The organism is Telluria sp. Soil_C_11 (assembly GCF_057657395.1).
Genome location: NZ_JBDGIN010000023.1, coordinates 20,101 through 32,908, shown reverse-complemented (window position 1 = coordinate 32,908; position 12,808 = coordinate 20,101). Strand labels below are relative to the sequence as shown.

The following is a 12,808-nucleotide window of genomic DNA, read 5'->3' as shown; positions in this document are numbered from 1 at the left end:
AATTGGAGCGCGCAACGCCGGCTGCAGTCTTGATCAGCCCCGAATCCGCGCGACTTTTACCGGGAACGCCGGCTTCATGACCGGTTTCGGCAGTCCCGCCAAGGCCCGGCCCAGGGGCGCTTCCACCCAGCGATAAAACGCCGCCCCGGCCGCCAGGCTGGCAGCCCACGCAAGCAGCATCCCGAACGCCTGCTCGTGCGGCTGGTCCGATACGAAGCGGGTAAAGGCGGCATTCACGACCAGGCATACCGGGAAGTGGACGAGAAAGACCGAAAACGAGATCGTGGCCATCCTATTGACGAGCGTCCATCCCTGGCTGCGGTAGTCGGCCAGCTTCACGCGGCCGAACAGGAACAGCACGCAGGCCACCACCAGGGCCACCGCAATCCGGCTGCGGAATTCCAGGTTCAGCGCGACCAAGGCCGGCATTACCGTCATTGCCAGCAGCAGCGCCACCTCACCCGGCTTGCGCGCCGGATCGCCGGCCCACCACGCCAGCATGCCGAGCCCGTAGCTGCCGAAGAAATACGGCGCCCACACGTCCCAGTCGGCATCGCGATTGAAATACAGCAGGGAGATGCTCATGCCGATCGCCACCAGCACCGGCACCAGCCAATGGCGGAAACGCTGCCCGGCGAGTTGGCCGGCGCTCCAGAGCAGCAAGGTCGCCAGCGCATACAGCTGGAAATCGATCGCCACATACCACGCGCCGGCCGACAGGGCCTCATACCCCAGCACGTCATGCAGCAGGAGCAGGTGCGCGCTCAATTGCGCCAGCGTCGGCGGCGCGGAAATCGAATCGTGGCTCATCCATTGGCTGGCGAGAAAGGACGCACCGATCGCCAGCAGCATCGCCGCCATGAAAGGCAGCGCCAGCCGGACATAGCGGCGCCCGATCGTCTTGAAGGGCTTGGCGATGCCCGGATGGGCTTGGGGAGACAGCGATTTCGCGGCCAGGAAGCCGCCGACCACGAGGAAGACCTGCACGGCGATGCGGCCATAGGCGTCGAGCCAGTCGATCAGCGCCGGCATCAGGGGCCGCGCCTGGTCGGCCATCGGGCCGTAAAACGCCAGGTGATGCAACACGATCAGCTGCGCTGCGCCAGCCTTCAGCAGGTTAATCATGCCAAACTGCTTCCGGGCCGCTGCCTGCGGTCCGCTTGCTCCCGTCGCTATCTTCATCCGCCATATCCTCGACAAATCCTTGCCCGTCCTCCGCCGAGCAAGGTCTGCCGCCGATATTCCGAGCGGGCGCATGATAGCCGACCCACGGCACATATGCCCACTCGTTACATTCAGTAACTTCCGTCAATACACGTTATTTCGATGCGATTTGGCGGGAATGTGAGAACTTTCCAACGTCATTTCTGGAATATAGTTGGCGATTACGATGTTCAATCACCCCACGATGCGCACCAATTCGCTGTCGAACTTCGCCGCTTTTACTTTGGTCGGTGGATTCAGCGTGGGCGCCACCGCGAGCAGCTCGCTGAAGCCATACGCCCGCTCACCGGCATGAATGCCGAACAGTTCGACGTCCATGCGCGCTTGCTCCTGTTGCGTCAGCGATTCAGGGAACTGCGCTGCTGACGTCCTTCGCGGCGCTCAACCCCGCTTCAGCGACAGCGCTATCCCGCGCCGGCTCAGCAGCTGCACCATCAGCGCGGCCCCGGCCGCCATCCCGAACGCCAGCGCGATCGATTGCCCGCGCAGCGCCAGCGACAGCACCACGCAGAAGGTGGCGAAGGCGTAATAGCCACGCGCCATGCCAAGCAGGATGTTCACGGCATACGCGCGGCCCGAAGCATGGTGCGAGAAGCCGACCAGGATCGTGCCCATCACCGGGAACATCGCGAAGAAGCCGCTCAGGCGCGGGCCGATGCCGGCCGCGGCCCAGGTGACCGTGAAGCTCAGCAATGCGCCGGCCAGCATCCGCAGCGGCAGGTCGTTGGCCTGCTTCGTACTGCGCTCGGCGATGCCATCGACGCGCGGGAACAGCCGCGGCGCCAGCGCCAGCACGCCGACGACCACGGCGAAGCCCGGCAGCAGCGGCAGCTCGACCAGCTGCAGGCCCGCCACCGCCACGGCATACGCGCCCAGGGCGGCAGCCAGGGAGCCGGCCACGCCGAAGCGGCCGGAGGCCCAGGCGTAGGCCACGCAGAACACCAGCACAGCGATCACGGCGATCAGGGTGTGCGCGGCGGCGGTCTCCACGAACCGGGAACCCTGTTCGAGCGCCATGGTCAGCAGGATCGGACCGGCCACGATGGGCAGCGCGGAAAACCAGCCGGCCGCGTTCGGCCCCCAGCGCCGGCCGATCAGGGTCACGAGGTAGATCAGGGATGGGACCAGGCACAGCTTCAGGATCAGGACGGTGGGCAAGGCGAGGCTCGAGATGATGTATAGTCGGCAATTATCCCATGCGGCGGCGCCGATGAACTACCGACTCACCATCTTCGACTTCGACGGCACGCTCGCCGATTCCTTCCCCTTCTTCCTCAGCGTCTTCAACATCATCGCCGACCGCCACGGCTTCCGCCGCATCGACATCGGGAAGGCGGGCCAGCTGCGCCACTACGGCACCCGCCGGATGATGGAGCACGTCGGCATGCCGGCCTGGAAGCTGCCGGCGGCGTCGCGGACCTTCATGGCGATGATGAAGGACAGCGCCGGCGCGATCGCGCTCTTCGACGGCATCGGCGGCGCATTGCGGCACCTGCACGCGCAGGGCGTGACGATCGCGGTGGTGTCGTCGAACTCCGAAGAAAACGTGCGCACCGTGCTGGGGCCGGAACTGGCCGCGCTGGTCAGCCAGGTCGAATGCGGCATGTCGGTGTTCGGCAAGGCCAGCCGCATCCGCGCGGTGCTGAAGCGCTGCGGCGCCGGGCCGGGCGAGGCGATCTACATCGGCGACCAGGGCACCGATGCGGAGGCCTCGCGCAAGGCCGGCGTGGCCTTCGGCGCGGTGCACTGGGGGTATGCGCCGATCGAGGCGCTGCGCGAACACGGTTGTGCTCAGGAATTCATCACACCCCTCGATCTGCACCTGATAGCAAGCTAGGGTGGGCACACGGCGCCCCACCCTACTTGAACGAAAATACTTCGCATGCTAAACTTTCGCATTGAAATAATATTTACACAAAATAAACCATGAGCCTATCGGACCAGACCCTGAGCAGTCTCACCGCCGCCCTCACCCTGTCCTCGCGTGTCTACCGGGCCGCCGCCGACAAGGTCGCGGCCGATTACGGGCTGTCGCAGGCGACCGGCCTGCCGGTGCTGGTCATCAGCCGCTTCGGCGAGAACGGCGTGCGCCCGGGCGTGCTGGCCGAGACGCTCAGCCTGGAACCCTCGTCGCTGGTGCGCGTGGTCGACCACCTGATCGAATCCGGCCTGCTGGAGCGGCATGACGATCCGAACGACCGCCGCGCCAAGATCCTGCGCCTGACCGACGAGGGCCGGAAAACCGCCGAGCTGATGGACCAGGCGCTGCGTCCGTTCCGCCGCAAGCTGTTCGGCGCCTTCGATCCGGCCGACGTCGAAGCCTGCCTGCGCGTGCTGGCCGGGCTGCCGGACGTGATCGCCAACCTCACCCTGGAGCAGGCCGCGGAGCGCAAGAGCGCATGAAGCTGGCAAGCCGGACGGAGATGCTGTTCTCCGTGAAGTCTTTCGCGGCAGCGATGCTCGCGGTGTACATCTCGATGCGCATCGGACTGCCGCGCCCTTTCTGGGCGATGATGACCGCGTATATCGTCAGCGCCCCCTTCGCCGGACCGACCCGTTCCAAGGGCATGTACCGCGCGGGCGGCACCCTGCTGGGCGCCGTCGCCGTCACCTTCCTGGTCCCGCAGCTGGCCAATTCCCCCGAACTGCTGTCGCTCGCACTGTCGCTGTGGATCGGCGGTTGCCTCTACTTCTCCCTGCTCGACCGCACGCCGCGCTCCTACCTGCTGATGCTGGCCGGGTACACCGCCGGCCTGATCGCCTTCCCGGCGGTCGGCGATCCCGGGACCATCTTCGATATCGCACTGGCGCGCGTCGAGGAGATCACGCTCGGCATCGCGTGCGCCACCGTGATCCACAGCCTGGTACTGCCGCAGCCCTTCGGCCCGGTGCTGCTGGCGCGCCTGGACCATGCGGTGCGCGACGCCCAGCACTGGATCCGCGACGCCCTCAACCCGGCCGGCGACAGCCGCAGCGCCGGCGACCGCCGCAAGCTGGCCGGCGACATTACCGAGCTGCGCGTGATGAGCACCCACCTGCCCTTCGACACCTCGCAGCTGCGCTGGGCCGAGAAGGCCGTGAACGCGCTGCAGGAAGGCCTGGCGCAATTCGTTCCGATCGTCTCCGGCATCGAGGACCGTCTCACGGCCCTGCGCGAGATGGGCGCGGCCGAATCCTCGGCACGCTGGAGCACCCTGCTGCACGACGTGACCGCGCTGGTCGACTCGCCGAAGGACACCGCGCTGGACGCACCGGGCCGTGAGCTGCACAAGCGCATCGACGCGCTGGCGCCGGCAGCCGGCCGTGGACTGGGCTGGGCCGGCCTGATCGAACTGAACCTGGCGGCGCGCCTGCACCGGCTGGTCGACCTGTGTGTCGAGACGCGCACGCTGCGCCAGCACATCGACGCCGGCGTCCACGGCAAACTGCCGGATGCGGTGCGTCGCCTGCCGGGCGTGCCGCCCAGCGCCCTGCACCAGGACCGCGGCATGGCCGTGCTGTCGGCGTTCGCCGCGATCGTCGCCACCCTGTCCTGCTGCGCCTTCTGGATCATGACCGGCTGGCCGTCCGGCGCGGCGGCGCCGATGATGGCGGCGGTGCTGTGCTGCTTCTTCTCGACCCAGGACGATCCGGTCCCCTTCATCAAGGGCTTCCTGGTATATACGATTTATTCGATTCCGGTGTCGGCCCTGTACATCCTCGGCATCCTGCCGGCCATCCACAGCTTCGAGATGCTGGCGCTGGTGTGCGCGCCGACCTTCCTGCTGGTGGGCGTCTGGATCGCGCGGCCGGCCACCTTCGGGCGCGCCATGCCCTGGCTGTTCGGCCTGTGCGGCACCCTGGCCCTGCTCGACACCCATAACGTCGACATCGTGTCGTTCACGAACGGCACCCTGGCGCAGGTGCTGGGACTGGTCGCCGCAGCCGTTACCACCAGCGTGCTGCGCCGGGTCGGCGCCGCCTGGACCGCGCGCCGCCTGCTGCGCGCCGGCTGGGGCGAACTGGCGCGCCTGGGCAGCGGCGAACGCGTGACCTCGCTGGCCGAATTCTCGGCGCGCATGGTCGACCGCGTCGGCCTGCTCGCGCCGCGCCTGGCGTTGGCCGCATCGCAGCCGAACCCGCAGCAGGACCTGCAGGCCACCGATGCCCTGCGCGACCTGCGCATCGGCCTGAACATGACCCTGCTGCAGGACGTGCGCAAGCAGCTGGGCCGCGGCGAGGCCGCGCTCGGCCCGCTGATGGCCCAGCTCTCCACCCATTTCGCGCTGCGCCCGGGCGTCGACCGTGAATGCGAAGCGCGCCTGCTCGATACCCTCGACAACGCGCTGCGCGCGCTCTGCGACGGCGCACGCGACGCCTTCCAGGCCGAAGCTTTGGCCGCGCTGACCGGCATGCGCCGCGACCTGTTCCCGGCCGCTGCACCCTACGAGCCCGCCGTGGCGCTCGCACACTGACACTGATAGGAGAATCCGATGATCGGCGAAGTCAGCATCTACGGCCTCTACGTTCCTCCGCTCCTGCTGCTCACGCTGGCGGCGCTGGTGGTATCGAGGCTCTTCAACCTGGTCCTGGCACGGACCGGTTTCTACCGCCTGGTGTGGCACCCGGCGCTGTTCGATTTTTCCCTGTTCGTCATCGTGCTGGGCGCGCTGGCCTACTTCACACGCAACTGGTCCTGAGATGGCTATGAAAATTTCTTTGCCCGCTACTTTATCGACAATTGGCCGGATGGGTGTCACCCTGGTCTTCGCCGCCGGCGCGGTTTACGCGGGCTGGCAGCTGTGGCGCCATTACGAGGTCGAACCGTGGACCCGCGACGGCCGCGTGAAGGCCTATGTGGTGCAGGTGGCTCCGGACGTCACCGGCCAGGTCACCAAGGTCTACGTGCACGACAACGAGCACGTGGCGCCGGGTGCGCCGCTGTTCGAGATCGACCGCGCGCGCTTCGAGCTGGCGCTGCGCCAGGCCGAAGCCCAGGTCATCGCTGCCAGGGCCGCGCTGGACCAGGCCCAGCGCGAGAACAAGCGCAACACCCAGCTCGACGACCTGGTGTCGCAGGAGACCCGCGAACAGGGCCAGACCCGCACCGACCAGGCGCGCGCCGCCCTGGCCCAGGCCGAGGTCAACCGCGATACCGCGAAGCTGAACCTGGCGCGCACCCACGTGGTGGCCGCGGTGGACGGCATCGTCACCAACCTCGACCTGCGCGAAGGCGCCTATGCCACCGCCGCGCATCCGGTGATGGCGGTGGTGGACAGCAAGTCCTTCTACGTCGAGGGCTATTTCGAAGAGACCAAGCTGCCCGGCATCCAGCTCGGCGACAAGGTCGAAGTGACCCTGATGGGCACGCGCCAGCCGCTGCCGGGCCACGTCGAAAGCTTCGCCGAAGGCATCGCCGACCGCGACCGCTCTACCTCCGCCAACATGCTGCCGAACGTGAACCCGACCTTCAACTGGGTCCGCCTGGCGCAGCGCATCCCGGTGCGCATCGCCCTCGACCCGCTGCCGGCCAGCGTGCGCCTGGTGGCCGGCCAGACCGCGACCGTGAAGGTGCTGCCGGGGGTGAGATCATGAACCGAAGCCGATTCATCGGGTACAAAACCCTGACGCTGACCGTGCTGGCGGCGGCAATCTCCGCCTGCACGACGGTCGGTCCCGACTACCATGTGCCAAAGGAGGCCGTGGTCAAGCGCGAGGCCGCCAATGCCCCCTTCATGGGCGCGGCGGAGCAGCCGTACAAATCCGAGCCGCTGCCGGCCGACTGGTGGCGCCTGTACCAGGACCCGGTGCTGGACAAGCTGGTGGCGAAAGCCTTTGCCGCCAACGCCGACCTGCGCGTGGCCGCCGCCAACCTGGAGCGCACCCACGCGGTGCTGGAAGAGATCGAAGAGAAGAAGCGCCCGGAAGTCGAGATGAGCGCCGCGCCGGTGTATGGCCGCATCGCCGGCGCTTCGATCGGCCTGCCCGAGCAGCTGCCGCGCACCGGCATCTATGACGGCGACATCAAGGTCGCCTACCAGCTCGATATGTTCGGCCGCATCCGCCGCGCCATCGAAGCCGCCGAAGCCGACCAGGAAGCCGCGCAGGCCGCCGCCGACCTGGCCCACGTGATGGTGGCGGCCGACACCACCCGCGCCTATGCGGAAGCCTGCTCGGCCGGCTACCAGCTGAAGGTCGCGCAGCAGTCGGTCGACCTGCAGCAGAAATTCGTCAAGCTGACCGGCGAGCGCGTGCAGCGTGGACGCGGCATCGCCATCGACAACAGCCGCGCCCAGGCCCAGCTCGACCAGCTGCGCGCCAACCTGCCTCCCCTGCTGGCGCGCCAGCGCACCGCCCTGTACCGCCTGGCCGTGCTGACCGGCGAAGTGCCGAGCGCCTTCCCGCTTGACGTCGCGCAGTGCACGGCTCCGCCGCGCGTGGCCAGCGCGGTCCCGGTCGGCGACGGCGCCGCCCTGCTGCGCCGCCGCCCGGACGTGCGCCAGGCCGAGCGCCTGCTGGCCGGCGCCACCGCCCGCATCGGCGTCGCCACCGCCGAGCTGTACCCGAACATCACCCTCGGCGCCTCGTTCGGCGGGGTCGGCTTCATGAAGGACTTCGGCGATGCGAACACCTGGAAGTTTGCGCTCGGCCCGCTGATCTCGTGGAACCTGCCCTCGACCAGCTCGGCGCGCGTGCACATCGCGCAAGCCAGGGCCGGTACCGAAGGCGCGCTCGCGAAATTCGACGCGGTGGTGCTGAACGCGCTGCGCGAGACGGAATCCGCGCTGACGGTGTATGCCCGTGAGCTCGACCGCAACGCGATGCTGCGCGCGGCGCGCGACCAGAGCGCGCTGGCGGCAAGGCAGACCGGCAAGCTGTACCAGTTCGGCCGCACCGACTTCCTGGCGGCGCTGGACGCGGACCGCACGCTGGCCAGCGCCGAAAGCCTGCTGGCGGCGTCGGATGCGCAGCTGGCTGCGGACCAGGTGCAGCTGTTCCTGGCGCTGGGTGGGGGCTGGGAGAATACGCACGCCAGGCATGGCGAGCATGGCGAAGCAAAGGGTGGGCATGGGGCGGTTGCGCAGCACACGGCGGCTTCTCACCACTGACCCATGAACGTCGTTCCCGCGAAGGCGGGAACCCAAGTTGGTTGCGCACTGCCGGCGTTTGCCACGGCTGTTCACGCCAAACCTGGGTCCGCGCCTGCGCGGGGACGACGGTGGCTACATCACCTTATCCAGCGTCACCGGCAAATCCCGCACCCGCTTTCCGGTCGCGTGGTACACCGCATTCGCAATCGCCGCCCCCACGCCGGTAATGCCGATCTCGCCGATGCCCTTCGCGCCCAGCGGGTTCACGTGCGGGTCGTCCTCGTCGACGATCTGCACGTCGATGCCCTGGATGTCGGCGTTGACCGGCACGTGGTACTCGGCCAGGTTGCCGTTCACCGGGCGGCCATTGCGTCCGTCGATGAAGGTTTCCTCCAGCAGCGCCAGGCCGATGCCCCAGACGATGCCGCCCATCAGCTGGCTGTAGCCCGTCTTCTCGTTCATCAGCTTGCCGACCCCGTAGACGCCGACCACGCGCGGCACGCGGATCTCGCCCAGGTCTTCGTCCACCGTCACCTCGACGAATACGGCGCCGAAGGCATGCATCGAATACTTTTTCTTTTCGTCGCCGGGTTCCGCCTTGGCCGTGACCTCGACCGCTGCGCCGTGGCGCCCGACGATGTCGCGCATCGATTCGCGGCGCGACGGTTCGTCGAGCAGGTACAGCTCGCCGTTCTCGACACCGATCCTGTCCGCCGTGCTGCCGAACAGCGGCGAGGCCTGGTCGGCCAGTGCGATGCCCGCCAGCTTCAGGCGCAGCGCATGACCGGCCGCCTGCACCGCCGGGCCAACGCTGGCCACCGTGGTCGAGCCGCCCGAGACCGGCGCTTCCGGCATCGTCGATTCGCCGAGCTCGAAGCGCACCTGTTCCACCTTCAGGCCGATCGCATCCGCCGCGATCTGGGTCATGACGGTGTAGGTGCCGGTGCCGAGGTCCTGGGTGGCGGAGCGGAACAGCGCCGTGCCGTCCGGCAGCAAGCTGGCGGAACATTCGCCCGGCGAACGGTTGGTCGGGTAGGTCGCGGTGGCCATGCCCCAGCCGACCAGTTTGTTCCCGCGCTTCATCGAGCGCGGCTGCGGCTTGCGCTCCTTCCAGCCGAAGCGTTCGGCGCCGATCTCGTAGCACTGGCGCAGCGATTTGCTGGACCAGGGCAGGTCCTTGCCCGGATCCTTTTCCGTGTAGTTCTTCAGGCGCAGCGCCAGCGGATCCATGTTCAATTGATACGCCAGTTCGTCCATCGCCGATTCGAGCGCGAAGGTGCCGGTGGCTTCGCCGGGCGCGCGCATGAAGGTGGGGGTGCCCAGGTTCATGGGCGCCAGCCGGTGCGTGGTCTCCTGGTTCGGGCTCTCGTACATCATGCGCGTGACGATGCCGCAGGGTTCGATCCAGTCCTCGATGACCGAGGTATAGGCGATGGTGTCGTGGCTGGACGCCAGCAGGCGGCCGTCCTCCGTGGCGCCCAGCCGGAAGCGCTGCTCGGTGTTGGGACGCTGGCCGACCGGGCCGAACATCTGGTTGCGGTCCAGCGAGAGCTTGACCGGCCGGCCCAGCATCTTCGCCGCCATCGCCGTCAGGGGAGCGTGCGACCAGATCGATCCCTTCGATCCGAAGCCGCCGCCGGTGTAGGGGCAGATCGCGGTCACGTTCTCCGGCGGGATGCCGAAGATGCTGGCGACGATGCGCTGCACGCCCTTCATGTACTGGGTCGACTCGTGGATGGTGAGCCTGTCGCCATCCCCGCTGTTGCTCCATTCGGCGATGGTGGCGTGGGTCTCGAGCGGGTTGTGGTGTTCGATCGGCGTGGTATAGGTTTCGTCCAGGCGCACGCTTGCCGCCAGCAGGCCGTCCGCCAGGTCGCCGCGCCTGCTGTCCGTCTCCTCGCTCAGCACTTTCTCGGGCCGGTGCGGCTTCTGCCTGGCCTGTTCGAAGTCGAGCACGGCGTCCTTGCGCTCGTAGTCGATGCGCAGCCGGGCCGCGGCTTCGCGCGCGTGCTCGACCGTGTCGGCCACGACCACCGCGATCGGCTGGTTGTTGTACCAGACGTCGTCCTCCTGCAGCAGGGTGAGCCGGCGGCCGATCGGCGGCTGCAGCTTGCCGTCCTTGGTCTCCTGCGGCAGGCGCATGGCGTTCTGCGGGGTCATCACCAGCAGCAGGCCGGGCACCTCGCGGGCCGCGCTGTCGTCGATACGGAGTACCCGGCCGCTGGGAATCGTGCTGGTCACCAGGACGGCGTGGGTCAATCCCTCGACCTGGTGCTCGGCGGTATAGTGGGCCGCGCCGCTGACCTTGGCCCAGGCGTCGGTACGGTTGATGGGTGCGCCGATGCCGTTCATGCCTGGCCTCCTGACTTCCTGATCACTGTTTGCAGCGCCCGCACGACCGCGCGCTGCGCCAGCTCGACCTTGAAGGCGTTGTGCGCGTACGCCTGCGCGCCCGCGACCGCCGCCGCACCCGCGCGCGCCAGCAGCTCGGCGCCGGGGGCCTGGCCGCGCAGGATGTTTTCGGCATCCAGTGCGCGCCACGGTTTGTGGGCCACGCCGCCCAGCGCGATGCGCACATCGCGCACGCTGCCGCCGTCCAGGTCGACCGCAGCCGCCACCGACACCAGCGCGAACGCATAGCTGGCGCGGTCGCGTACTTTCAGATAATGCGAATGCCGGGCGAACGGCATTGGCGGCAGCTCCACCGCCGTGATCAGCTCACCCGGCCGGATCACGGTGTCGATCTCGGGATGGTCTTCCGGCAGGCGGTGGAAGTCCGCGGCCGGCACCTGGCGCTCGCCATCCGGTCCCTGCAGATGGACCACGGCGTCCAGCGCCGCCAGCGCCACCGCCATGTCCGAGGGATGCGTCGCGATGCAATGCTCGCTGGCGCCGAGGATGGCGTGGATACGGTTGTGGCCATCGATGGCGTCGCAGCCCGAGCCGGGATCGCGTTTATTACAGTGGGCAAAGGCCGGGTCGGTGAAGTAATAGCAGCGGGTGCGCTGCAGCAGGTTGCCGCCCACGGTCGCCATATTGCGCAGCTGGGTGCTGGCGCCATTCAACAAGGCTTCGGACAGCACGCGGTAGCGCTGGCGCACCAGCGGGTCGGTGCCCACCGCGGTGTTGGTCGCCATCGCGCCGATGCGCAGGCCGCCGCCCGGCAACTCGTCGATGCCGGACAGCGCGAGACGGCTCACGTCCACCAGGCGCACCGGTTTTTCGATGCCGCTCTTGTACAGGTCCAGCAGGTTGGTGCCGCCGCCGATGAATTTCGCGCCGGGTTCGCGCGCCAGCTCGATCGCGTGATGCACGTCGCGCGCACGTTCGTAGAAGATCGATTGCATGCAGGAGTCTCCGTGGTTTCAGGCCTGGCGCAGCACGACGCTGTGGATCGCCTTGACGATGTTCGGATAGGCGCCGCAGCGGCACAGGTTGCCGCTCATGCGTTCGCGGATCTCGTCCTCGCTCAAGCCGGCCGGCTCCAGCTGCTCGCCCTCGGTGACGGCGCTGGCCTGGCGCTGCTTGACCTCGTCGAGCAGCGCCACCGCCGAGCACACCTGGCCCGGGGTGCAGTAGCCGCACTGGAAGCCGTCGCAGTCCATGAAGGCCTGCTGCATCGGATGCGGCTGCCCGGCGCCGCCCAGGCCTTCGACCGTGACGATCTCGCGGCCGTCGTGCATCACCGCCAGGGTCAGGCAGGAGTTGATGCGCTGGCCGTCCACCAGCACGGTACAGGCGCCGCACTGGCCGCGGTCGCAGCCCTTCTTGGTGCCGGTCAGGTGCAGCACTTCGCGCAGGGCGTCGAGCAGGGTGACGCGCGGCTCGATCGTGAGCTGGTGCTCGGCGCCATTGATCCGCAACGTCAACGGCTGCGGCGGCGCATACGGCGATGGGGTGGCGGCATGTATGCCCTGCCCGACCGCTCGCTGTTCATCTTGTGGCATGGTATCGCTCGCTTTTCGCTTGGTTTTTCGTCGGCTGATGATGGCCGAAATCGAAAAATCGCGGAGCGCGCGAGATGCTATTCCGCCAAGAAACGCGATGGGCGCGTTGCGGCCGCGCTTTGAAGAGTTTTATACTCTGGAAATGACCCGACGTTTCCTCGTACTCCTGACCCCACTGCTGCTGGCCGGCTGCGTCAACGAATCGGCCAGCTACGCCGTCAGCGGCGGCGACCAGTCCCTGACCGTGCTCGTCACCCAGGATTATTTCTGGAGCAGGCAGGCCGGCGTACGCCTGGTCGCATCGCGGCTGCCGGATTGCCAGCGCCAGTTCGACCTCGGCAAGACGCCCCTGGCCGACCTCAACGTCGAACTGTTCTCGACCGGCGAGAACAGCTTCCTGCTGCGTTCCGGCGACGAGATGTGGCAGGTGGAAACCCAGGGCTGCACCAGGCTGCCGCCGCCATCCGACAACGTGCAGGCCCAGCCGATCGGCGTGTTCCACCTGGACGGCGCGAAGAAACTGGTGTTCGAACGCGCGGAAGGCGCGGTCGCCGCCTCTCAATAACC

13 protein-coding genes are annotated in these 12,808 nt (G+C 67.9%); 7 read left to right on the top strand and 6 right to left on the bottom strand.

Going from position 1 to position 12,808, the window contains the following annotated elements; translation table 11 throughout:
• Positions 1 to 33: 33 nt before the first annotated feature.
• The 3 genes from AC3A6M_RS23055 to AC3A6M_RS23045 all read right to left on the bottom strand — a co-directional run bounded on the left by AC3A6M_RS23055 (position 34) and on the right by AC3A6M_RS23045 (position 2,382).
• Positions 34 to 1,125 carry an acyltransferase family protein gene (locus tag AC3A6M_RS23055; protein ID WP_487855054.1) on the bottom strand — a complete coding sequence of 364 codons (1,092 nt, stop codon included), beginning with the start codon at positions 1,123 to 1,125 and terminating at the stop codon, positions 34 to 36.
• A gap of 273 nt (positions 1,126 to 1,398) precedes the next feature.
• Positions 1,399 to 1,542 carry a hypothetical protein gene (locus AC3A6M_RS23050; protein ID WP_487855053.1) on the bottom strand — a complete coding sequence of 48 codons (144 nt, stop codon included), beginning with the start codon at positions 1,540 to 1,542 and terminating at the stop codon, positions 1,399 to 1,401.
• 63 nt (positions 1,543 to 1,605) lie between these two features.
• Entirely contained in the window at positions 1,606 to 2,382 is a 777-nt protein-coding gene (locus tag AC3A6M_RS23045; RefSeq protein ID WP_487855052.1) for a hypothetical protein, read from the bottom strand.
• Positions 2,383 to 2,434: 52 nt separating this feature from the next.
• On the opposite strand from AC3A6M_RS23045, the gene AC3A6M_RS23040 reads away from it, so the two are divergent.
• The 6 genes from AC3A6M_RS23040 (at position 2,435) to AC3A6M_RS23015 (ending at position 8,312) form a co-directional block, all read left to right on the top strand.
• The gene (locus AC3A6M_RS23040) at positions 2,435 to 3,061 is read left to right on the top strand and encodes an HAD hydrolase-like protein (protein WP_487855051.1); all 627 of its coding nucleotides are present in this window, start codon (positions 2,435 to 2,437) and stop codon (positions 3,059 to 3,061) included.
• Positions 3,062 to 3,150: 89 nt separating this feature from the next.
• The gene (locus AC3A6M_RS23035) at positions 3,151 to 3,627 is read left to right on the top strand and encodes a MarR family winged helix-turn-helix transcriptional regulator (protein WP_487855050.1); all 477 of its coding nucleotides are present in this window, start codon (positions 3,151 to 3,153) and stop codon (positions 3,625 to 3,627) included.
• Positions 3,624 to 5,678 carry an FUSC family protein gene (locus AC3A6M_RS23030; protein ID WP_487855049.1) on the top strand — a complete coding sequence of 685 codons (2,055 nt, stop codon included), beginning with the start codon at positions 3,624 to 3,626 and terminating at the stop codon, positions 5,676 to 5,678. Before AC3A6M_RS23035 ends, AC3A6M_RS23030 begins: the two co-directional genes overlap by 4 nt.
• An 18-nt stretch (positions 5,679 to 5,696) precedes the next feature.
• On the top strand, positions 5,697 to 5,903 hold the full coding sequence (locus AC3A6M_RS23025; protein WP_487855048.1) for a DUF1656 domain-containing protein: 207 nt from the start codon (positions 5,697 to 5,699) through the stop codon (positions 5,901 to 5,903).
• Positions 5,904 to 5,910: 7 nt separating this feature from the next.
• Positions 5,911 to 6,798: an efflux RND transporter periplasmic adaptor subunit gene (locus tag AC3A6M_RS23020; RefSeq protein WP_487855047.1), complete on the top strand. Its 888-nt coding sequence runs from the start codon at positions 5,911 to 5,913 to the stop codon at positions 6,796 to 6,798.
• Positions 6,795 to 8,312 (top strand): efflux transporter outer membrane subunit, encoded by a 1,518-nt coding sequence (locus AC3A6M_RS23015; protein WP_487855046.1) that lies wholly within the window; start codon positions 6,795 to 6,797, stop codon positions 8,310 to 8,312. Before AC3A6M_RS23020 ends, AC3A6M_RS23015 begins: the two co-directional genes overlap by 4 nt.
• 114 nt (positions 8,313 to 8,426) lie before the next feature.
• Here the strand turns inward: AC3A6M_RS23015 and AC3A6M_RS23010 are convergent, their stop codons facing one another.
• Genes AC3A6M_RS23010 through AC3A6M_RS23000 form a run of 3 tightly spaced genes read right to left on the bottom strand, consistent with a single transcriptional unit; the run spans position 8,427 to position 12,280 of the window.
• Positions 8,427 to 10,646, bottom strand: coding sequence for a xanthine dehydrogenase family protein molybdopterin-binding subunit (locus AC3A6M_RS23010; protein ID WP_487855045.1), 2,220 nt, complete (start codon positions 10,644 to 10,646; stop codon positions 8,427 to 8,429).
• Complete coding sequence (locus tag AC3A6M_RS23005; protein WP_487855044.1) at positions 10,643 to 11,641, bottom strand: FAD binding domain-containing protein; 999 nt, start codon at positions 11,639 to 11,641, stop codon at positions 10,643 to 10,645. Before AC3A6M_RS23005 ends, AC3A6M_RS23010 begins: the two co-directional genes overlap by 4 nt.
• Before the next feature lie 18 nt (positions 11,642 to 11,659).
• The gene (locus tag AC3A6M_RS23000) at positions 11,660 to 12,280 is read right to left on the bottom strand and encodes a (2Fe-2S)-binding protein (protein ID WP_487855088.1); all 621 of its coding nucleotides are present in this window, start codon (positions 12,278 to 12,280) and stop codon (positions 11,660 to 11,662) included.
• Positions 12,281 to 12,383: 103 nt separating this feature from the next.
• Between AC3A6M_RS23000 and AC3A6M_RS22995 the strand changes: the two genes are divergently transcribed.
• A complete protein-coding gene (locus AC3A6M_RS22995; RefSeq protein WP_487855043.1) occupies positions 12,384 to 12,806 on the top strand; it encodes a hypothetical protein in 423 nt (140 codons plus the stop codon).
• Positions 12,807 to 12,808: the final 2 nt, after the last annotated feature.